We start from the raw sequence: 20,689 nt of genomic DNA on the forward strand, positions 1-20,689 counted from the left end.
CTTTTGGCTTGGGCGGCAATTATATCTGAGGGGTGAAAATAGGGGGAATTCCAAAAGTCGTAGGTGGCACTCGCTGCGGCTAGATTTCCCGAAGCTTGTGGCACACTTGTACTAGGTTGGCTGGCCAAGTTTTCTACGATACTGATTAACCTTTTCTTTCTTCTGGTGTCCCCTAGGTCTGCATACTGTAATTCTTGGGCTGCCCATTTCTCCATTTTTTTGCTTACCTCCACCTTAATTCCTTCTTTCAAAACTATACCTATCAATCGTTTCCCCTTTTTTTAAGTTTCTTCTCTTTTTGTTAAGAAAGATCTGACTAATGGATAGCCCCCTTGATAAGGGGGGAATAACGAACCTGGCTTGTTGTTGCGCTTCAGCGCTAACTATTTCGGGCTTGCTGAAAAAGTAAGGGCGAAGCATTCGGATAGGAAATCTACGGTTTCAGCGATAGGTTATCGCCCGAATGCTTCGCCCCTACAATGTTGTGATCTACGGATGAGGTGTAATAGCGAGAATGGTGATTTCCCCCGAATGAGGTCCATAGCACCAGAAAATTCGATAGGCTCCCGGTGTATTCTGTTGGGCGTAGGCTTCAAAAACCTTCTGTGTTGAATCATAAGGGTTGTCGAGGGAATTAAATTCGTGGGTTTTTAGTCCTGGATGTCTTGGGTTTGTACTGAGGAGCTTGAGGGCTTTTGTTACCTGTTTGTAGAGACCCTCTTGTTTCGATGCTTTTGTCCTACCTTGAGCTAGGCGAGTCTTTTGAGCCTGTTCCGCTTCTGCTCGCAATTCAGATAGAGTATTTCGAGCTTCCTGTGTCTGTCGTAAAGAAAAACTCACCTACTCCTCGACCTCTTCAGGAATAGATGCAGCAAACTCAAGCATAGCGTCTAAATCGACGGGTTCTTCAGCTAAATTTCCCGTGCTGGCTTCCGCGAGCCCCCGTTTGAGCGACTCGCGGACACTAGGATTCTGAAATACCCATAGCTCTTGCTCTGGAATCGCCACCATGGGAACCAAAAGAAGTTCCCCGCTTGTATTCATCAGTATCCGATAGTGACGGTTGCTACATTGAGTCCCAAGGCTAATCCGTCCCCAAGCATCAGCCTGAATATCTTCTTTAATGAGCGAAAAATTCTGATACTCCATCACGTCTCCTCCTCTCTTCATATACTTATTCTAGATAAGTTACCCAATTTGGGCAATAGGGTTATGTCCATTTAGCTTCTCACTATCTAAAGAAAACAGGTTAAACTTGTTCGGGCTGGAGCCTTGACAACAAACCCAGTTTGTTGTTGCACTCTCTTCGCTAAATTCTCTCCCCTTTCCTTGTAGGAGAAAGGCCAGGGGAGAGGTCAATAATTAAGAACCCAATGCGATCACACTATTCGGCAACGATCAAGTATAATTAAGATAACAATGTTACTTAAAGAATAAAGTTAAGTTTGAATCTTCAATTGGTATAAATCATGCAACTCGAAGACTATTTTAATTTTCTTGCTCCTAACGATATTCGGCTAAAAGGAACCCGCGTCGGTATTGAAACCATTTTACACGATTTCATTTACCAAGCCAAAACTCCCGAAGAAATTGCTAATACTTATCCATCTTTAACCCTCGAACAGGTATATGCGACGATTCTTTATTATCTTCATGATAAAGAAAAAGTGAGCCAATACATCGCCGACTGGCTAGAATGGGGGCGAAAAATGCGAGAAGAACAGCGAAAAAATCCTCCGCCTGTGGTTGAACGACTGAGAAAATTGAAAGCTGAAATAACAGCCAAGCAGAAAGCTAATGACACTGAAATATTTAATTGATGAAAATGTTAATTCGGTGTATCCTCAACAATTGCGTCGCCGAGAACCAGAAATCATTATTCGAGTAGTTGGTGAACCAGATACACCAAAATTAGGTACATTAGATCCAGAAATCTTGATTTGGTGTGAGGTGATGGGATTTATTTTAGTGACAAATAATCGTGCTTCTATGCCAGTACATTTAAGAGAACACTTCAACCAAAACCGTCACATTCCTGGAATTTTTATTCTCAATCAAGATTTAAGTATTGGTGATAACTTGTTAGAATTAATTGTAATTGCCAAAGGTTCTTTTGACAATGAATATGAAAACCAAATTATTCATTTACCGTTAACCTGATCAAATTGAAATAATCTTATTAAAATAACTAAGAATCCCAATTCACGATCGCTACGAACCCGGTTTGATGAGGATATTTTCGTTGCTGTGACTGATATTTTGAGGATTGGGATTGAGGAGGTGCGGGGTTTGCTGGAGGGTTAGGATGGGTTTTGGGCGTAGGGATTGTTTGGGCGCAGGGTGCGTGTTTGCGGCTATCAATTCAGTTAACGTAAATCTTAATTAAGGAGGTAAATATGGTTCAAATTTTACAAGCGAAAGAAGTCACTCTTAGAAATTTAATTAATCATTTTCAACTACAGTTTATAGAAGATAAGCATTTTTTTGGGGAATGGCAGCAAGACCTAGAAGCAATCTCTGAACAAGAAAAAGAATTGTTAGATAAAATCAAAACAGGTTATTTAAACTTATTAAATTATCCTCCCTTTTTAGAAACTTCGGTGAGGATGACGGTTTTAGATTCATTATTATTTATTGGTAACTTTTGTCTATTTCCCTTTCAGATTAAAGCGGAAGAGTCTGTTGAAATTATTACAGAAGATCAAGATTTAATAATTAAAGGAAGGTTAGATACTTTAATTCTAAAAGAGCAATTATGGGTAATGATTATTGAATCAAAACGGGTGATTTATTCCGTTGAAGTAGGTTTACCGCAATTATTAGCTTATTTAATGGTCAATCCTCATCCAAACCGTCCTAATTATGGAATGTTGACCAATGGTTCCGAGTTTTTATTTGTTAAATTATTATGGGACGGTAAACCTTTATACGGAACCTCTCGTTTATTTGCCATGAGAAATCCGGGGGATTTATACGAGGTTCTCAAAATCCTTAAACATCTCTGTCAGTCTAGCGAGGGGGTGGAATGAACCACAGAGACACAAAGGACACAAAGATCGATCGCTTCTATGGTAAGTTAAGCTGATCACACAGAACCTAGAAGAGCCTGGATTAGAGGAGATTCGGCTAATCTAAGGATGGGTGGTTAAGAATTTTTTCGGCTTTTCTTGACTATTTCAGCCTGATTTGTCCTGACAAGCTCAAGAATACGAGATTTTTTGTCTAGAATTGCCCGGCCTGAGAGGGGAATGATAAAGTTAGATAAGAAAATTAAAGATGGTGTGATTAAAGTGAAATTTGCTGCTAGTACCTATTTTTCCCTGCTGCGTCATTGTGCCGTTCCTTTGTTGTCGATCGCCACTTTTACGCCAATTCTCTTAACTTATTTAGCCAAGGAAAAACCAGAAACCCCGCAACCCCAGGCAAATCTAGAGACTGCTGCCTCCCCTGCTCCTATTATCCCATCTCCGATCGCCCCCTTAACCGCGCCATCACCGAAACTATCCCCCTCTCCCCAATCTTCTGCGATTCCAAAATCAGCACCCTCTCCTCAGTCTTCCCTCTCAGCGCCGAAAAAAATAGCACCATCGGTTCAAACGTCCCCTAATACTTCCCCCAATACTGCCCCTAATACTGCCCCCGCTGCTGCGGCCAAACCAGTGATTAGACAACCCTTAGTGGTTCCCGCTAATTATACGCCGCCGGCCATAGAAATTCGCGTGGCGATTAAAAGGGATGTGGCCAGTGTTTTGATTGGAGTTAACGGGCCGGCGGTGATCACCGATCGCCAAGGTCGTGGTTTAAAAACGATTGCCACTAACGAGGGTTTACCGGTCATTCCAGGTGCCAATGGCTTAAAAATGGGCGATTTATCGCTGCCAGAGGTGATTTTTGTGCAGCCCACCAGTGCCGATGGTTTAGTTTATGTGGATGATGGTTGGTATCGGGGTAAAGTGCTGCTGGTTGCCCAAGGCGATCGCTTGTTAGTGGTCAATCATGTTAATTTAGAGGCCTATCTCTATAGTGTGGTGGGGAGTGAAATGCACTCCACCGCGCCAATGCACGCTTTAAAGGCACAGGCGATCGCCGCCCGTTCCTACGCCCTAGTACACATGATCCGCCCCGCTAATGCTTGGTTTCATCTGGGTAATAGCCAACGCTGGCAGGTATATAAAGGCATTCGCTCGGAGTATCAATCGACTCACCAGGCGGTTAATGCCACTGCTGGGCAGATTCTCAGCTATAAAGGGGGTGTAGTCGAGTCTCTTTATGCTGCCACCGATGAAATTGTCGCTTGGGCTCACGGTGGTCGCGGTATGAGTCAAACTGGGGCCTATAAATTAGCGGAAAAAGGCCTAGATTATCAACAAATTCTCGGTAATTATTATCCCGGAGTTGGTTTAGCTCGTCTAGTTCTACAAAATTAGATTGATAGGCTTTCTCGACTGAAAACTCAAATCTGATCACTGATAACTGATCACTGATAACTGAAATGCCGACCATAGCAGATTTCTAGTAACTGTATTACAATAAACTTTCAAAATGCTATAGCAGTAAATCTCTCTATGAATAGCCCCTTTCTCGACTACCTCAACGGTCCCAAGCATCCCGTCCTCGTCTTTGATGGAGCGATGGGAACTTCCCTACAAAGCCAAAATCTGACGGCCGAGGACTTTGGTGGGGCAGAATACGAAGGTTGTAACGAGTATCTTGTCCATACTAAACCTAGCGCCGTAGCGAAAGTCCACGAAGCCTTTTTAGCCGTGGGTGCGGATGTGATTGAAACCGACACCTTCGGGGGAACCTCGATAGTTTTAGCCGAGTACGATTTAGCCGATCAAGCCTATTATCTCAACAAAAGCGCCGCCGAACTGGCCAAAGCTTGCGCTAATAAATACTCTACCCCCGAAAAACCCCGTTTTGTGGCGGGTTCCATGGGGCCGGGGACAAAACTGCCCACTTTGGGTCATATTGACTTTGATACCCTCAAAAATGCCTATGTGGAACAGGTAGAGGGTCTGTATGATGGCGGGGCAGATTTATTATTAGTAGAAACCTGTCAGGATGTCCTGCAAATTAAAGCGGCTTTAAATGCTATTGAAGAAGTATTTCAGAAAAAAGGTCAACGATTGCCCCTCATGGTTTCGGTGACGATGGAAACCATGGGAACGATGTTAGTAGGAACGGAAATTAACGCCGTTGTCTCTATTTTACAACCCTATAAAATTGATATTTTGGGACTTAACTGCGCCACTGGTCCAGATTTAATGAAACCCCATATTAAATATCTCTCGGAAAATTCCCCTTTTATTGTTTCTTGTATTCCTAACGCTGGTTTACCAGAAAATGTCGGCGGTCAAGCGCATTATCGCCTCACTCCCGTAGAATTAAAAATGGCTTTAATGCACTTTATTGAAGATTTGGGAGTACAAATTATCGGCGGTTGTTGTGGTACTCGTCCCGACCATATTCAAGCTTTAGCGGAACTAAGTCAGGGTTTAACTCCGAAATCTCGTCATTATCATTATGAACCCTCCGCCGCTTCTATCTACAGTACCCAACCCTATATTCAAGATAATTCTTTCCTGATTGTCGGGGAAAAATTAAACGCCAGTGGTTCTAAAAAATGTCGGGAACTGCTCAATGTTGAAGACTGGGATAGTTTAGTATCGATGGCGAAAGCTCAGGTAAAAGAAGGAGCGCATATTCTCGATGTCAACGTCGATTATGTGGGCCGGGATGGGGTGCGCGATATGCACCAATTAGCCTCTCGTTTAGTTAATAATGTCACCCTACCTTTAATGTTAGATTCCACCGAATGGGAAAAAATGGAAGCGGGGTTAAAAGTAGCGGGGGGTAAATGTATCCTCAACTCTACTAACTACGAAGACGGGGAATCGCGTTTTTATCAAGTCTTGGATTTAGCGAAAAAATACGGCGCGGGGGTAGTAATTGGAACCATTGATGAAGAAGGAATGGGACGCACTGCCGAGAAAAAATTCCAGATAGCTAAACGGGCCTATTATGCGGCGATAGAATACGGAATTCCTCCCTACGAAATCTTTTTTGATCCTCTAGCTTTACCGATTTCTACTGGTATCGAAGAAGACCGAGAAAATGGCAAGGCTACTATCGAAGCAATGGGCCGAATTCGCCAAGAACTGCCCGAATGTCACATTCTTTTAGGTGTGTCTAATATCTCTTTTGGGTTGAATCCGGCAGCGCGTCAGGTATTAAATTCCGTCTTCCTCAACGAAGCGATGCAGGTGGGGATGGATGGGGCAATCGTCAGCGCCAATAAGATTCTTCCTCTGGCAAAAATTGAACCAGAATATCAGCAAATTTGTCGGGATTTAATCTATGATAATCGTCGTTTTGATGGCGATATATGTGTTTATGATCCCCTGACCAAATTAACCGAATTATTTGCGGGGAAAACTACTAAAAAAGACCCCTCTAGTAATGCTAATTTACCCGTGGAGGAACGCTTAAAACAGCATATTATTGATGGGGAAAGATTGGGACTGGAAGACGCTTTAAAGCAAGCTTTACAGGACTATCCACCCCTAGATATTATTAATATTTTCCTCCTGGATGGGATGAAGGTAGTGGGTGAGTTATTTGGTTCGGGACAAATGCAGTTACCTTTTGTTCTCCAATCTGCCCAAACTATGAAAGCTGCCGTTGCTTTTTTAGAACCCTTTATGGAGAAAAAAGAGGGGGATAATAATGCCAAAGGGACTTTTATTATCGCAACGGTTAAAGGGGATGTTCACGATATTGGTAAAAACTTAGTTGATATTATCTTGACCAATAACGGCTATAGGGTGATTAATTTGGGCATTAAACAACCCGTAGAAAATATCATCGAAGCCTACAAAGAACATAAGGCCGATTGTATCGCCATGAGCGGTTTATTGGTGAAATCGACGGCTTTTATGAAGGAAAATCTAGAGGTTTTTAATGAAAAAGGAATCACCGTTCCTGTTATTCTTGGTGGGGCAGCTTTAACTCCCAAATTTGTCCATGATGACTGTCAAAAAACCTACAAGGGACAGGTTATCTATGGTAAAGATGCCTTCTCTGACCTGCATTTTATGGATAAATTAATGCCCGCTAAAGCTGGCGGTCAATGGGATGATAGTAAAGGCTTTTTAGGTAAGTTTGCCGAGGCAGAAAAACCCCCGGTTGTTGCCGAAGAATTAAAGGTTAATCCCGATACTATTTTTACCGATGGCAGCGTCAACCAAGAATTAGTTATTGATACCCGTCGTTCCGAAGCGGTGGCAGTTGATATTCCCCGACCAACACCGCCCTTCTGGGGTACTAAAATATTAACAGCAGCAGAAATTCCCATCGAGGAGGTTTTCTGGTATTTGGACCTACAAGCTTTATTTGTCGGTCAATGGCAATTCCGCAAACCCAAAAGCCAATCGAAGCCAGAATACGACCAGTTTTTACAGGAAAAAGTTCATCCAATTCTGACAGCATGGAAAGAGAAAATTGTCAAGGAAAATTTACTAAACCCCACATTAATTTATGGTTATTTTCCCTGTCAGTCGTCCGGTAATTCCCTGTTAATTTACGATCCCGAATCGATACAAGCAGGCGAAAAACCCGAAAATCTGCAACCAATCGCCATTTTTGAGTTTCCTCGCCAGAAATCCGGTCGTCGTCTCTGTATTGCTGACTTTTTCGCCCCGCAGGAATCCGGTATTATCGATGTTTTCCCGATGCAAGCGGTGACAGTGGGGGAAATCGCCACAGAATACGCTAAATCTCTCTTTGATGCCAACGAATATACCGAATACCTCTATTATCACGGCATGGCTGTCCAAACCGCCGAAGCCATGGCCGAATGGACCCACACCCGCATCCGTCGCGAGTTAGGTTTCGCAGAGTTCGATCCCGATAATATCCGCGATATACTACAACAGCGTTACCAGGGTTCTCGCTATAGTTTCGGCTATCCCGCTTGTCCCAATATTCAGGACCAATACAAGCAACTAGATCTGTTAGGATGCGATCGCATTGGGATGTATATGGACGAAAGCGAACAATTGTACCCAGAACAATCCACCACCGCCATTATTACCTATCACCCCACCGCTAAATACTTTAGTACCTAATCAGTGACCAGTTATCAGTGATCAGATTTGAGTTTTCATTGCAATTATCGACTTAGATCTATAATATGCCAGCAATTTTTTTGATTATTAACCACATGACAAAGTGGCCACTGCTGTGGTATTAATTTAGGATAGGAAGTTTTCGGGAGTCAGTCGTCGGTCGTTCATACCAAATTAGCCTACACTTCATCTTGATAGGAAAGGCTAGATTTTTTGCAGCTTCTTAGGGAAATTATGACCACTAATCCTCTTAACTCGCTCATTTTAGAGCAGATTAGTCATATCTGTGAGCAATACTCGATCGAAAGTCGTATTCTCGAAGATTTTGCCGATTTTGTCATCAAAAACCACCGTAAAAAGTCTCCTAAACCATCGTTAACTAAATCAAAAACTACAGCCACCACCACCACAAGCTCAAAAGTTAAACCTTTAACTCTAACGCAACTTAAACAGGCAGTTTATGCCTATTTTGAGGTTAGCAATACCACAGAATTAAAAAAATCGAGTATGTTTCAAATGGCTACTAGAGCCTTTGATAACATCAATTTATCTCAGCGAGAAAGTTGGGAGGTTATCTACAGGAAATATATCGGTATTCTTCCTGAAGAAGATTACGAACAGGGGAAAGATTGTATCAACGGTATCAATATTTTTAAATATTTTCGTCCCTATCGTGTTTTCGATCTTGATCCAAATACTGCCAGCAAGGAAGACATTAAAAATGCCTATTATCGTCTTTCTAAGATCTATCATCCCGATAACCAAGAAACAGGAAACTCTCACATCTTTGATCGTTTGACTGTGATGTATAAATCTATCACCACGGAGATAAAATAATCATGCCTCAGAAAGCAAATACCTTCCTGATCCGGGATACCGAATTAGCTCAATGGTTTTCTATTACTCTTGAAAAACTAGAAAAAATTGTTGATATTTTTGATGCTGATCCTAATGATGATTGGGATTTAGTTGAAGGTGTCGATTATCAATTTGTCAACAAAAAAGATAAAGTTAGAGTGTTTTCTTTTGAAGGTGCTTTAAAAATTGCTTCCTATATCGAGAAGAATGAAAAGCGAGGAATTATATACAGATTTAGAGAATTTTTTACTAAGCACGATCAAAAAATTCGTCGCTCCTTAGCACGAAAATTAATTTTTGCTGAACTCACTGACTCCGGCGAAATTCAAGTTTATAAAGGACGGCCTATGATTCATAAACAGAGTTTGCGGCGAATTTTAAAAACTAATGGAACCAAGCTAAATAAAACCGTGAATCATCTTCAGCAAAGAACTGATAAACCTCTAGAATTAGGAGTAGATTTTTACGAAGATGAAAAAAGAGAGTTTTGGTTCTCTGAAAGTGGAATAGTGATGATTTCTAAATCCATGAGTGAAACTTTGACGAATAAATCGCGCCAAGAAATGTGTAAAATGATTGCAATGGAGTTTCCTCTTGCCTTTAAAGAAATTCAGGAAAATCTAGATGACGATACCAAACAAAAAATCGAGATTGAAAAGGCTAAAAAACGAGCTAAAACTAGAGATAAAAACACTTGTCAGGTGACAGGGCAAAAACCGGATAGAAATAATAAATTTAATCTCGCTGTCCATCATCTTTACTCTGCCCAGAAATATCCCCATCTAGCGACATTAGATCTGAATTTGGTGACTATTAAAGAAGAAATTCACCAAGAATTCCACGGTAACTTAGGGGGATTTCATCAACCTTGTACCATCGAGGATTTTATCGAATTCTTGCACGTTTACTATCCCGAACATCATGGTAATTTAGCCTTAAAACTTCAGAAAACTAAGAAAAAACTGGAAAAATTAGCTAAATAATCACTCAATTTCGGGGGGTGAATAGCTCCAAAGTGATTATCGATTTTTTTAGGGAAAGAACGACCACATCTCATCATGAGCGATAATTAATTTATCGAAAGTTTGGGTTAAAACTCCTATCTCACGAGGAACAGCCGCATCTAAATCATTGGCAACTATTGTCAACTCCGCCCATAGTATATATGATAGTTGAACTCTAATTTAGGATCTAGCTGGGTCTAGAGAGGATAATATGGATAAGATCAAGGTAGGATTGTTGTTTGGTGGTCGATCGGGAGAACACGAGGTATCTATCAATTCGGCTCGATCGATCCTGCAAGCTTTTAATTATCCCGAAAATCTTGACAAATACGCCGTTATCCCCTTCTATATCGATAAAAATGGCTGTTGGCATTCGGCAGCAACTGCTAGACAAATTTTAACCTCTGGGCAACCCCTAGCTATTGAGAGTGATATAAAAGTCAATATCTGGCAATTTCCTCCAGAAGTGAGCGAAATTGAGGTTTGGTTTCCAATTCTCCACGGACCGAATGGAGAAGATGGCACTTTACAAGGATTACTCACTCTCATGCGGGTTGCTTTTGTGGGTAGTGGGGTACTGGGTTCATGCCTAGGAATGGATAAAATTGCCATGAAAACTGCTTTTGCAGCCGCTGGATTACCCCAAGTTAAGTATAAGGCCGTAACCCGCTCACAAGTGTGGTCAAATGCCTGTGTTTTTCCGCAATTGTGCGATCAAATCGCCGAGGAAATAGGTTATCCTTGTTTTATTAAACCGGCTAATTTAGGTTCTTCGGTGGGTATTAGTAAAGCACGCAACCGGCAAGAATTAGAGGCTGCTTTAGATAGTGCTGCTAGTTATGATCGACGGATTATTGTTGAAGCAGGAGTAACCGCAAGGGAGATCGAATGTGCGGTTTTAGGTAATGATAATCCCCAAGCTTCTTTGGTGGGAGAAATTACTTTTGATAGTGATTTTTATGACTATGAAACTAAATATACTGATGGGCGATCGAGTATGGTGATTCCCGCTAATATTCCTGATAAAATTGCTAATCAAGTGCGAGAAATGGCTGTAGAAGCATTTAAAGCTGTGGATGCTGCGGGATTGTCGCGGGTGGATTTTTTCTATGTGGAGAAGACTGGGGAAGTGTTTCTCAATGAAATTAATACTCTGCCAGGGTTTACTAATTTTAGTATGTATCCCCAACTCTGGAAAGCCACCGGTTTAGAGTTTGATAAATTGGTCGATAAGTTGGTACAATTAGCCTTAGAAAGACAGGAAAAATAAGGTTAAATCACCAACATTTCTAGGATAGGAATTACCTATCCTAGAGATATTTATCAATTAGATAGTTTCAGGATCAATGCCCAATTCTCGTAATTTTTGGGCTAATTTTTCCTTCTCCAAGATAGCTTGTTCTTTTTCAAGGATAGCCTGTTCCTTCGCTTGTCGTTCCTGTTCCTTTTCTAAAAAAATCTGTTCCTTTGCTTGTCTTTGCTCTAATTCAGCTTCTTGGGGAGTGGGAACCAATTGACCATCGACGGTAAAATAACGCAGTTTACGGTCAAATATGCCTAAATATAGTTCTAACTGTTCACTCCATAAATAGCCGTTTTCATTAGCAGCAATAGCCTGATATTGTCCAGCAATTAATCTAAATCCTTGCAGTTCTAAACTTTCAGGATCAAACCAGAAATAGTTAGGAGTCCGAAAGGTATTTTGATAGAGATTTTTCTTTTTATTGCGATCAATATTAGCAGTGGATGGGGAGAGAATTTCCACGATCACATTGGGATATTTACCCCCTTCTCCCCAAACCACCCAACTTTTGCGGGGACGTTTTTCTGTATCTAAAACCACAAAAAAATCAGGACCGCAGAAATCACGTTTTTTTAGTTGTTCTTCGTTATAGTAGATGGTAAGATTGCCGGAAGCGTAGTAATTAGTTCTTTGTTGCCATAACCTTTCTAAACAACCGATCAGAATTGTAATTTGTTGTAGATGTAGATCACTTTCCAAGGGTGGTTCATCACTCCATAAATCGGTGGGGGGACAGGTAACTTCCGGTAAAATGTCGAGAGTTGTCATAGTTTTTCCCCGTTATACTAGCTTTGTTTAATTATAACTGTTACGCTCTTTTCTGGTCATAAAAAACTAATTTTTTGTTGAATCACGAGTAAAACTGTAGATAATTTGGGTAGCTAATTGTGGTAATTGTGAGAAATCTTCATCGGACATTTTTTGATGATCAAGTTTCATTTGTAATCCCGTCATCGAATCGTCTCCGTCGGAAATTAAAAATTCTAAGCGTTCAATTTCCGACCAATCTTTAACGTCATTTAATATTTTGTCAATAACCAAAAGATAAGGATGGGAAGGATTTTTATACCAATTACTGCTGACACCCTGACGAATATCTAAACCTAAATGTACGATCAAAGGGGCGCGATCAAAAAGGGCATTGGCTACCGGTCGGGTTTCTTCTTGGAGAGATAATTGATTAGCGCGACTTAACTGCCGTAATTTCTCCAATTGATGATATCTTTGGGAAATTGACGGCGGATTTTCCCCCCAACTGAGAGCGATGGTGACTAGATAGGTTTGTAAGAATAGATGTCCTAACTTTTCCGCTTTTGTTGCTAGATAATTGGAATTATAATCATTAGCCTCGATCAGCAAAGGTACTCGCTCGACTATTTCCAAACCGTAGCCTTTTAATCCAGCAATTTTACGCGGATTATTGGTAATTAAACGAATATTTCTCACCCCCAAATCGTTGAGCATTTGCGCTCCCATGCCGTAATCGCGCAAATCGGCGGGAAATCCTAACCTTTCGTTGGCTTCCACCGTATCTAATCCTATATCCTGTAAAGAATAGGCTTTTAGCTTATTAATTAAACCAATTCCCCGGCCTTCCTGTCGCAGGTAAACCACCACCCCTAAACCGTTGTTTTCAATCATTTTTAAGGCACTTTGTAACTGTTGCCGACAATCGCAACGCAAGGATCCCAAAGCATCCCCAGTCAGGCATTCTGAGTGCATTCGTACCATTACAGGTTGATCATCAAAGAGAGCGGGATCGCCTTTCACAATAGCGATATGTTCGGTTTGATCTAATAAATTTCGGTAGGCATAAAGCTGAAAAGTGCCGAATTGACTGGGAAAATCACAGACTGTTTCCCGATGGACAAAGCGATCGTGTTTTAAGCGATAACTGATCAGATCGGCAATGCTAATTAACTTTAAATTATGTTGACGAGCGTATTCAAATAGTTGCGGTAAACGGGCCATGGAACCGTCGGGATTTTGGATCTCACAGATAACTCCCGCCGGATACAACCCGGCTAATCGAGCTAGATCCACGGCTGCCTCCGTATGACCGGCGCGTTTTAAGACTCCACCGGCTTTAGCACGAATCGGGAAGACATGACCGGGACGGGTGAGATCGTCGGGACGAGTGACTGGATTAATGGCAACTTGCACGGTTTTCGCCCGATCTTCTGCCGAAATGCCAGTTTTAACCCCTAAATGGGGAGCGGCATCGATGCTAACAGTAAAAGCGGTTTGATTGCTATCGGTGTTTTTTGTCACCATCAAGGGTAATTCGAGAGCATCAAGACGCTCTCCCGTCATTGCCAGACAGATTAAACCGCGAGCTTGCACTGCCATGAAGTTAATCAGATCGGGGGTGGCAAATTGGGCCGCACAGATTAGATCTCCTTCATTTTCGCGATTCTCATCATCAACTACTACAATAGCCCGTCCGGCTTTGATTTCCGCTAAGGCAGTATCGATAGAGTCAAAAGCGCTCGAAGTGACAGTCACAGGCATTAAAACGATAGAACTATTTTCATTCTACAGGTTTGCTCGATCTGCTGAGGTTCAATTTCTGTCAGTTCCCTAGAAAGAAGTCTCCCGGTGAACCTGACGGCTGCCCGGGAGACTTTTAGTTATCTTAAGCTAGAAAATTAGTTCAAACTAGCGGGGGTGATGCTGGCAACTTTGCCACCGAGACGGTTGATCTGTTGCAGGGTGTTATTTAACTGTTCAAAGGGGACGATAATCGCTTTGCTACTGCGACGGACACGGGGATAACCCGGTTTGCTAATAGCGGCAATTTCCACGCGATAGAGCTTACCCACATCACCATAGGCCACACTACCACCCAGAGCTTTACTGGGGGTGTTGCGTTGAGCAGAGGGACGATAGGCCCAACCATCGCTGCCACCGGAGGGACCGACTACTGCCGAAGCACCGTTTTGAGCTAATTCCACCGCTAAACGGGAGGTTTTGCCGGCAATCTGAGAGCGATCGCTGTTAGCATAACCGCGATAGAGTTGGAACATCCGGGTAAATCCCACGGTTTTTTGACCGGGTTGGCTGGCAAAACCACGATAGTAGGGAACAATACTATCGCCGAAGTTTTCGGTATATTCGGCGGAATCGATGTAGGAGTCGATATCGGCCTCGAATCCTTTGTTTTCGTAGAGATCGAGGTGATAGACCACTTCCGACTCATCGTAGGGAGCGCGACCTAAAAGATGTTTGATATTAAGTTCGATGACGCGGGTTTGGAAGTTACCGTAGAAGAATTTGTTCTTATACAGTTCCGATTTGGCCACGGCGCGGACGAATTCCCGCACGGTGATCGAACCGTTGCAGAGTAAGGATTCGGCACTGGTAAGGCGCTCGGAACGCATGATATAGTCATTGCCTAGCACCTGACGATAGACGGCGCGAATAACCGCCTGTGCGTCGTCACGGGACCAATCGGGACGTAATTCCACGGGAGCAACCTCGCTAAAAGCGGTTGTCCCTAAACGGGAAGCTGAGGTAGTAATTGCCACTAAAGTTCTCCTACAAAAAAATGATCATTTTCTGACCCCTCAAAACTAGGGGAGGATCAGTTCGATTACCTGGCCGCCTTGACGATGGATATAACAAGGTCTGGAAGAACAGGTGATTGCTAACCCTTTTGCTAACAACCTCCTGTCTTTCCAGACCAGCAGTTTTTTCGATTGGACTAGCTGAGAGCGTTGATAGCGTAGTCGATATAGGAGTTGGCTTCTACCGCAGGGTCGCCACTTAAACCATGGTTGGCTTTGATATATTTGAGAGCTTCGATGTACCAGCTAGGAGACAGGTCGAAGGTGCGGTTGATTTCGTCGATACCAGCGATGAGGTACTCGTCCATCGGACCGGTTCCACCAGCAACTAAGCAGTAGGTCACCATGCGGAGGTAGTAACCGATGTCACGAGCGCATTTTTCTTTACCGCGTTGGTCCGCCGCAAAGTTAGCCCCTTGCATTTGGGTGGTGTAGGGGTACTTGTTGTACACAGCTTGAGCAGCGCCAGAGATCAAAGAATTGGCTTTTTCGGTCAACACTTTAGCGGCGCTGAGGCCAGCAGAAGCTTGACGAAAACGACCGAAAGCAGTTTGGATTTCGGTGCTGCTTAAGAAACGACCTTGAGAATCAGCGGCTGCTACGGCTTCGGTAAGGGGGGTTTTCATTTTTTGGTATCTCCCAATAATCTTGCAATAAGTTTCCTACGGTTTAATTGAGACTAGCCCCAGGGACTAGGCGACAGCAGCGGCGGCGCGGTCGAAGTAGCTGGCAATTTCAGACATTAAAGCACTGCAATCGCCGGGGGTGATACCGTTGCGATCGTTAGCAATGGATAAAGCAGCTTCTTTCATTTTGCTTACGCCAGCAGCTACGGAAGCTCCTGGTACTCCCAAAGCTACATAGGTTTCGCGCAGACCATTTAAGCAACGATCATCGAGAACACTGCCGTCGCCAGAGAAGGTAGCGTAGGTAACATAGCGCAAGATGATTTCCATGTCGCGTAAGCAAGCGGCCATACGACGGCTGGTGTAGGCATTACCACCGGGGGTGATCAGTTGGGGCTGTTCAGCGAACAGGCTACGAGCGGCGTTGGCAACGATGGTGGAAGCGTTACTGGTGATCCGGTTAACAGAGTCCATCCGTTTGTTGCTGTCGGCAACCATGGCGCTGAGAGCGTCTAGTTGCGAAGAGCTTAAATATTCGCCACGAGCATCAGCTTGGGATACTACCCGGGTGAATGCGTCAAACATTGTGACAATCTCCTAAATTTAAATGGGATTTGCTTGCAATTAAAATTTTCCCTCTTAAGGGATTTCACGGTGAGTCTGGACGAGCCTTGACCGTGATTGTTGCGATTTACTTTAAGAAACCTGAAAAAACTTCACTGCTCTCTCATAAATCACCTAAGGAGGTTAAACAAGTATCCAGCTTAACTTTTGTCTGTTATCTTGGCCCCTCAAGTTAAATTTATACACTGCTGTCGAAACTTTGTTTGTTACATATTATTAAGTTTTTTGCTGTCTTTTTGTAACGGTCACTTAACAATGACTCGATCGAGTTGGTCATCAATTCCTGACATGGCTCAAAGCCTCTCACCGTCAGGAAATCAGAGACAGCAAGGCTTTAAGGGTATAAAGGCCAGCAAGATAGAAAATTTAAGCTTTTTTTTATATTTTCCCGCTTTCCCTTCCCCTATTGCCCAAGGATTGCCCTTTCCGGCGCTCAAATTACGATGAAGTTTTGTAAAGAAGGGCGTGGGGTGTGGGGAGAACAAAGCTGTCTCCTGTCCCCTGTCCCCTGTCCCCTGTCTCCTGAAGTTAAACTAGAAACCAGTGATCAAAAAAACTAGCCGTCCGAACCCGATGATTTCCTCCTTTCCTGTCCCCAATAGCTTAAATTGCCCTCAAATTCGCCTTGCTATTCGTTCTCTGCAGCCGCAATTAGTCCACTGGCGCCGACAAATACACCAAAAACCAGAACTAGGCTTTCAAGAACATCTCACCGCCTCCTTAATCAGTCAAACCCTGACTAAATACGGAATTGACCATCAAACCGGTATCGCCGGCACCGGAATTGTCGCCACCATCGCAGGCAGTCAACCGGGGCCAGTTTTAGCCCTGCGGGCCGATATGGATGCACTACCGATCGCCGAAGAAAACCAAGTCCCCTATCGTTCCCAACATCCGGGCCAAATGCACGCCTGTGGTCACGATGGCCACACAGCGATCGCCCTCGGTACAGCAGTTTACCTAGCACAAAACCGTCACGATGTCAAGGGGATAGTAAAAATTATTTTCCAACCCGCCGAAGAGGGGCCGGGGGGGGCGAAACCGATGATCGAAGCGGGAGTGCTGAAAAATCCCGACGTGGAGGGAATTATCGGGCTACACCTCTGGAATAATCTGCCTTTAGGGACAGTGGGCGTAAAAAATGGGCCTTTAATGGCGGCGGTGGAATGTTTCGATCTCCAGATTCAAGGCCGGGGAGGCCACGGGGCAATTCCCCATCAAACCGTCGATTCACTACTGGTGGCGGCCCAAATCGTCAACGCCTTGCAAACCATCGTCGCCCGCAACCTTAACCCCCTCGATGCCGCCGTGGTGACTGTGGGTAAATTAGCGGCGGGAAGCGCTAGAAACGTGATCGCCGATAGTGCTAATCTCAGTGGGACGGTGCGCTATTTCAATCCCCAGTTAGGGGGCTATTTCCGACAACGGATGGAAGAAATTATCGCGGGCATCTGTCAAAGTCACGGGGCCAGTTATCAATTCGATTACTGGCAATTGTATCCCCCGGTAATCAATCATGATCGGATGGCGGAATTAGTGCGCTCCATCGCCGCACAAGTGGTGGAAACCCCAGCCGGAATCGTTCCCGAATGTCAAACCATGGGAGGGGAAGATATGTCCTTCTTTTTACAGGAAGTACCGGGCTGTTATTTCTTCTTGGGATCCGCCAATCCCGAATTAGGATTAGCCTATCCCCACCATCATCCCCGTTTTGATTTTGATGAATCGGTGTTAACCATGGGAGTCGAGATTTTTGTCCGTTGCGTCGAAAAATTCGGCAACTCTAAGACTTTCTAGCAATCCGTTCAAGGTGAACAGTTTTTGTCAAACCTGAAACCGCTAAACTGATCACTGAATCAGACAGGTAAAAAAACGCATGAATAATAATATCCAGGAAAACGATGCCCAACGGGTGAAAATCCTCAGCGAAGCCCTACCCTATATACAAGAATTTCGCGGTCGTACTGTCGTGGTTAAATACGGTGGTGCGGCCATGAATAACAGCGATATCAAAGACACGGTCATGCGAGATATCGTTTTTCTCTCCTGTGTGGGGGTTCGTCCCGTTATTGTCCACGGCGGCGGTCCGGAAATCAACAGTTGGCTGGATAAATTAGGCATTGAACCCCAATTTAAAGACGGTTTACGCGTCACCGATGCCGCCACCATGGATGTGGTAGAAATGGTGCTGGTGGGGCGCGTCAATAAAGAAATTGTGGCCCTGATCAATCAAGCCGGCGGTAAAGCGGTAGGATTATGCGGTAAGGATGGTAATCTGATCACTGCTCGTCCCGTGGGTAAAGAGGGTATTGGTTTTGTGGGAGAAGTGAGCAGTGTCGATACTAGCGTCGTCGAATCCTTGGTCAATAGTGGCTATATTCCCGTGATTTCTAGTGTGGCCGCCGATGAAACCGGCCAAGCTCATAATATCAATGCCGATACGGTAGCCGGAGAAATAGCGGCGGCTTTAGGGGCGGCTAAACTGATTTTGATGACCGATACAGCCGGAATTTTAGAGAATTACAAGGATCCTTCCACTTTATTGGCTAAATTAGATATCCAACAAGCCCGGCAGTTGATTGAAAAAGGCATCGTTGCCGGCGGGATGATTCCCAAAGTTGGCTGCTGTGTGCGATCGCTGGCTCAGGGAGTTCAGGCCGCTCATATTATCGATGGTCGTCTTCCCCACGCCCTTTTACTGGAAATTTTCACCGATCGAGGCATCGGTTCCATGATTGTGGCCTCCGGTTATACTAATCTATAGTAGTAATTACCGTACTTTTGGTTAAAAAGACTTGCCTAAAACCACAGATATGGTGTAAAAGTAAGTTAATAAACGCGCTTCTCACTCCTTTGTAATGGCAAAAGTCTTAGTCTTGAGTTAGTTTAGTCGGGAAGCGCAAAATCTGAAGTATTCATAGCAATTGAATTTATGACCAAACAAGCTGTAGCTCACCCGATGGTGAAGTTTCAACGCAAGGCTAGCAAGTGGATAGATGCAAAAGTAGTCAAACCTAGCGATAGTATCTGGAAACTGGCTCTTTTATACGGAGATGAGTGGGGATACTGGAAGCAAGAGCTTCTCGATTTCGGTTTCTCCATGCAAGACCCTCTCAGCGAAGTGGTAGCGGTAGAAGCTTGGGACGAGGAATAAGCGACCATCGACTCAAAAGCAGCTTTCTACCAAGATTATCGCCATGGGATCGACTCCGATTATCCTTTCCGCTCTGGTTATCTTATCCTTAAGCGCGAGTTGTTCTCCCAGGACCGAAACCCAACCACCGTCACCAGCGGCCCGTACTACTACCGTCAACGTCACCACCGCTAAACTGGCAACCATCGGACGCAATCTTGATTACACGGGAACTACCCGACCTTTGAAAGTGGTTTCTCTGCGATCGCAAGCCACCGGTCAGTTACTTAATCTCGTCGTCGATGTGGGAGATGAGGTGCAATTAGGACAAATCCTCGCTCATGTTGATGATCGTCTCCTTGCCACCGTTGTCCGGCAAGAAAAATCCGCCCTGTCGGCCCTAGAAGCGGAATTAGCCCGGGCGAGAATTGAAGTCAGTAACGCTGAAATTGAAGTGGAGCGCCTACAACTACAATACCAACAGGCCAAAAATGATGGCGAGCGCCTGCAAAAATTAGCCCTAGAAGGAGCGATTCCCCTGCAACAGGGCGAAACAGCCCAAACCACGGCGGCAGTGGCTTTAAAAGCCGTTAATAGCGCGAGATCGAGAATTAAAGTCGAGGAACAGGTGGTGGCGGCAATTATCGGCAGAATTGCCGCCCAAAAATCGGTCATCGCTCAGGAACAACAACGTCAGGCCTACGCTATTCTTAAATCACCGGCGACGGGGATAGTTATCGAAAAACTGAAAGAGCCGGGGGATTTAGTCAGTATCGGCGATGAAGTCCTCAAAATTGGTGATTTTCAACAGGTCAAGGTAGTAGTATTATTATCGGAATTGGATTTAAAAACGATTAATTTAGGACAAACGGTTAATGTCAGCCTTGATGCTTTCGGTGAGAGAAATTTTTCCGGTCGCATCAACAGGATTTTTCCCCTCAGCCAAGGCACAGCCCGGCGGATTCCCGTGGAGATTACTCTACCCAATGGGGATGGTTTAATTAAAGGGGGATTATTGGCCCGGGTGCGGTTTAATAATAATTCTGCCGCGCAGGTGATTGTCCCCGAAACAGCAATTGTCAGTCAGGGGGAATCCCCAGCCATTTTCGTCCTTTCCGAGTCTAACTCACAAGTGCAAAAACGTCCCGTTCGTCTCGGTCAAGCGCTCGACGGTCAAGTAGAAATTATCACCGGACTTGAACCGGGGGAGCGTTTCGTCGTTAATAGTAGTAAACCTTTGCAAAATGGCGAAAAAGTCCGGGTCAGTATCCTGAGTAATCCTTGATTAGTTGGGGATTGCTAAGTAGTTAGGTATTAAAAACTGTCAGATTACCCCCCTTATCAAGGGGGATCCCCCCGCCTATCGGCACCCCCCTTATCAAGGGGGGCAGGGGGGATCAAACCTAAAATCCATTTTTAATTTAATTATAACCAGCTACTTAATTC

Annotated in this window: 21 protein-coding genes; 13 read left to right on the forward strand and 8 right to left on the reverse strand. The window is 44.1% G+C overall.

Annotation, left to right across the window (positions count from 1 at the left end; genetic code table 11):
* From H6G40_RS18200 to H6G40_RS18210, 3 genes are all read right to left on the reverse strand, one after another.
* Positions 1-215, reverse strand: a 215-nt coding sequence (locus tag H6G40_RS18200) for an IS4/Tn5 family transposase DNA-binding protein (protein WP_190537532.1), incomplete at its 3' end; no start/stop codon positions are given.
* A gap of 274 nt (positions 216-489) precedes the next feature.
* Entirely contained in the window at positions 490-840 is a 351-nt protein-coding gene (locus H6G40_RS18205; protein ID WP_002749954.1) for a hypothetical protein, read from the reverse strand.
* Positions 841-1,149 (reverse strand): hypothetical protein, encoded by a 309-nt coding sequence (locus H6G40_RS18210; protein WP_008198070.1) that lies wholly within the window; start codon positions 1,147-1,149, stop codon positions 841-843.
* A gap of 320 nt (positions 1,150-1,469) precedes the next feature.
* On the opposite strand from H6G40_RS18210, the gene H6G40_RS18215 reads away from it, so the two are divergent.
* The 8 genes from H6G40_RS18215 to H6G40_RS18250 all read left to right on the forward strand — a co-directional run bounded on the left by H6G40_RS18215 (position 1,470) and on the right by H6G40_RS18250 (position 11,261).
* A complete protein-coding gene (locus H6G40_RS18215) occupies positions 1,470-1,820 on the forward strand; it encodes a DUF433 domain-containing protein (RefSeq protein ID WP_002737461.1) in 351 nt (116 codons plus the stop codon).
* Complete coding sequence (locus tag H6G40_RS18220; RefSeq protein ID WP_069473812.1) at positions 1,798-2,160, forward strand: DUF5615 family PIN-like protein; 363 nt, start codon at positions 1,798-1,800, stop codon at positions 2,158-2,160. Before H6G40_RS18215 ends, H6G40_RS18220 begins: the two co-directional genes overlap by 23 nt.
* 236 nt (positions 2,161-2,396) lie before the next feature.
* Complete coding sequence (locus H6G40_RS18225) at positions 2,397-3,029, forward strand: restriction endonuclease subunit R (protein ID WP_069473811.1); 633 nt, start codon at positions 2,397-2,399, stop codon at positions 3,027-3,029.
* Positions 3,030-3,248: 219 nt separating this feature from the next.
* Positions 3,249-4,427 carry a SpoIID/LytB domain-containing protein gene (locus tag H6G40_RS18230; protein ID WP_123231167.1) on the forward strand — a complete coding sequence of 393 codons (1,179 nt, stop codon included), beginning with the start codon at positions 3,249-3,251 and terminating at the stop codon, positions 4,425-4,427.
* 138 nt (positions 4,428-4,565) lie between these two features.
* Positions 4,566-8,129, forward strand: a complete 3,564-nt coding sequence (gene metH / locus H6G40_RS18235; RefSeq protein WP_190538121.1) for a methionine synthase — start codon at positions 4,566-4,568, stop codon at positions 8,127-8,129.
* Between the two features lie 234 nt (positions 8,130-8,363).
* Complete coding sequence (locus tag H6G40_RS24005; RefSeq protein WP_069473808.1) at positions 8,364-8,966, forward strand: J domain-containing protein; 603 nt, start codon at positions 8,364-8,366, stop codon at positions 8,964-8,966.
* A 2-nt stretch (positions 8,967-8,968) separates the two neighbouring features.
* A complete protein-coding gene (locus H6G40_RS18245) occupies positions 8,969-9,970 on the forward strand; it encodes a hypothetical protein (RefSeq protein ID WP_046663498.1) in 1,002 nt (333 codons plus the stop codon).
* Positions 9,971-10,202: 232 nt separating this feature from the next.
* Positions 10,203-11,261: a D-alanine--D-alanine ligase family protein gene (locus H6G40_RS18250; RefSeq protein WP_002737446.1), complete on the forward strand. Its 1,059-nt coding sequence runs from the start codon at positions 10,203-10,205 to the stop codon at positions 11,259-11,261.
* Between the two features lie 57 nt (positions 11,262-11,318).
* Here H6G40_RS18250 and H6G40_RS18255 read toward each other — a convergent pair whose 3' ends face one another.
* The 5 genes from H6G40_RS18255 to H6G40_RS18275 all read right to left on the reverse strand — a co-directional run bounded on the left by H6G40_RS18255 (position 11,319) and on the right by H6G40_RS18275 (position 16,071).
* On the reverse strand, positions 11,319-12,062 hold the full coding sequence (locus tag H6G40_RS18255) for a Uma2 family endonuclease (RefSeq protein WP_069473807.1): 744 nt from the start codon (positions 12,060-12,062) through the stop codon (positions 11,319-11,321).
* Between the two features lie 66 nt (positions 12,063-12,128).
* Positions 12,129-13,805, reverse strand: a complete 1,677-nt coding sequence (gene ribBA, locus H6G40_RS18260; RefSeq protein ID WP_002736183.1) for a bifunctional 3,4-dihydroxy-2-butanone-4-phosphate synthase/GTP cyclohydrolase II — start codon at positions 13,803-13,805, stop codon at positions 12,129-12,131.
* A gap of 137 nt (positions 13,806-13,942) precedes the next feature.
* On the reverse strand, positions 13,943-14,821 hold the full coding sequence (locus H6G40_RS18265) for a phycobilisome linker polypeptide (RefSeq protein WP_002736362.1): 879 nt from the start codon (positions 14,819-14,821) through the stop codon (positions 13,943-13,945).
* A 176-nt stretch (positions 14,822-14,997) separates the two neighbouring features.
* Positions 14,998-15,486: a phycocyanin subunit alpha gene (cpcA, locus tag H6G40_RS18270; protein WP_002736555.1), complete on the reverse strand. Its 489-nt coding sequence runs from the start codon at positions 15,484-15,486 to the stop codon at positions 14,998-15,000.
* 66 nt (positions 15,487-15,552) lie between these two features.
* Complete coding sequence (locus tag H6G40_RS18275; RefSeq protein WP_002735500.1) at positions 15,553-16,071, reverse strand: phycocyanin subunit beta; 519 nt, start codon at positions 16,069-16,071, stop codon at positions 15,553-15,555.
* Positions 16,072-16,365: 294 nt separating this feature from the next.
* On the opposite strand from H6G40_RS18275, the gene H6G40_RS18280 reads away from it, so the two are divergent.
* The 5 genes from H6G40_RS18280 to H6G40_RS18300 all read left to right on the forward strand — a co-directional run bounded on the left by H6G40_RS18280 (position 16,366) and on the right by H6G40_RS18300 (position 20,528).
* On the forward strand, positions 16,366-16,557 hold the full coding sequence (locus tag H6G40_RS18280) for a hypothetical protein (RefSeq protein WP_002736770.1): 192 nt from the start codon (positions 16,366-16,368) through the stop codon (positions 16,555-16,557).
* Positions 16,558-16,683: 126 nt separating this feature from the next.
* The gene (locus tag H6G40_RS18285) at positions 16,684-17,907 is read left to right on the forward strand and encodes a M20 family metallopeptidase (protein ID WP_069473806.1); all 1,224 of its coding nucleotides are present in this window, start codon (positions 16,684-16,686) and stop codon (positions 17,905-17,907) included.
* A gap of 79 nt (positions 17,908-17,986) precedes the next feature.
* Positions 17,987-18,874, forward strand: a complete 888-nt coding sequence (gene argB / locus H6G40_RS18290) for an acetylglutamate kinase (RefSeq protein ID WP_069473805.1) — start codon at positions 17,987-17,989, stop codon at positions 18,872-18,874.
* A 168-nt stretch (positions 18,875-19,042) separates the two neighbouring features.
* Positions 19,043-19,264 (forward strand): DUF4327 family protein, encoded by a 222-nt coding sequence (locus H6G40_RS18295; RefSeq protein WP_002749922.1) that lies wholly within the window; start codon positions 19,043-19,045, stop codon positions 19,262-19,264.
* Positions 19,265-19,307: 43 nt separating this feature from the next.
* The gene (locus H6G40_RS18300; RefSeq protein ID WP_069473804.1) at positions 19,308-20,528 is read left to right on the forward strand and encodes an efflux RND transporter periplasmic adaptor subunit; all 1,221 of its coding nucleotides are present in this window, start codon (positions 19,308-19,310) and stop codon (positions 20,526-20,528) included.
* Positions 20,529-20,689: the final 161 nt, after the last annotated feature.

The sequence above is a fragment of the Microcystis viridis FACHB-1342 genome, from assembly GCF_014698335.1.
Taxonomy (GTDB): Bacteria; Cyanobacteriota; Cyanobacteriia; order Cyanobacteriales; family Microcystaceae; genus Microcystis; species Microcystis ichthyoblabe_A.

Coding starts and splice junctions, on each gene's coding strand:
- H6G40_RS18210 (WP_008198070.1), bottom strand. CDS start 1,149: ATGGAGTATCAGAATTTTTCGCTCATTAAAGAAGATATTCAGGCTGAT.
- H6G40_RS18215 (WP_002737461.1), top strand. CDS start 1,470: ATGCAACTCGAAGACTATTTTAATTTTCTTGCTCCTAACGATATTCGG.
- H6G40_RS18220 (WP_069473812.1), top strand. CDS start 1,798: ATGACACTGAAATATTTAATTGATGAAAATGTTAATTCGGTGTATCCT.
- H6G40_RS18225 (WP_069473811.1), top strand. CDS start 2,397: ATGGTTCAAATTTTACAAGCGAAAGAAGTCACTCTTAGAAATTTAATT.
- H6G40_RS18230 (WP_123231167.1), top strand. CDS start 3,249: ATGATAAAGTTAGATAAGAAAATTAAAGATGGTGTGATTAAAGTGAAA.
- metH (WP_190538121.1), top strand. CDS start 4,566: ATGAATAGCCCCTTTCTCGACTACCTCAACGGTCCCAAGCATCCCGTC.
- H6G40_RS24005 (WP_069473808.1), top strand. CDS start 8,364: ATGACCACTAATCCTCTTAACTCGCTCATTTTAGAGCAGATTAGTCAT.
- H6G40_RS18245 (WP_046663498.1), top strand. CDS start 8,969: ATGCCTCAGAAAGCAAATACCTTCCTGATCCGGGATACCGAATTAGCT.
- H6G40_RS18250 (WP_002737446.1), top strand. CDS start 10,203: ATGGATAAGATCAAGGTAGGATTGTTGTTTGGTGGTCGATCGGGAGAA.
- H6G40_RS18255 (WP_069473807.1), bottom strand. CDS start 12,062: ATGACAACTCTCGACATTTTACCGGAAGTTACCTGTCCCCCCACCGAT.
- ribBA (WP_002736183.1), bottom strand. CDS start 13,805: ATGCCTGTGACTGTCACTTCGAGCGCTTTTGACTCTATCGATACTGCC.
- cpcA (WP_002736555.1), bottom strand. CDS start 15,486: ATGAAAACCCCCCTTACCGAAGCCGTAGCAGCCGCTGATTCTCAAGGT.
- H6G40_RS18275 (WP_002735500.1), bottom strand. CDS start 16,071: ATGTTTGACGCATTCACCCGGGTAGTATCCCAAGCTGATGCTCGTGGC.
- H6G40_RS18280 (WP_002736770.1), top strand. CDS start 16,366: ATGACTCGATCGAGTTGGTCATCAATTCCTGACATGGCTCAAAGCCTC.
- H6G40_RS18285 (WP_069473806.1), top strand. CDS start 16,684: ATGATTTCCTCCTTTCCTGTCCCCAATAGCTTAAATTGCCCTCAAATT.
- argB (WP_069473805.1), top strand. CDS start 17,987: ATGAATAATAATATCCAGGAAAACGATGCCCAACGGGTGAAAATCCTC.
- H6G40_RS18295 (WP_002749922.1), top strand. CDS start 19,043: ATGACCAAACAAGCTGTAGCTCACCCGATGGTGAAGTTTCAACGCAAG.
- H6G40_RS18300 (WP_069473804.1), top strand. CDS start 19,308: ATGGGATCGACTCCGATTATCCTTTCCGCTCTGGTTATCTTATCCTTA.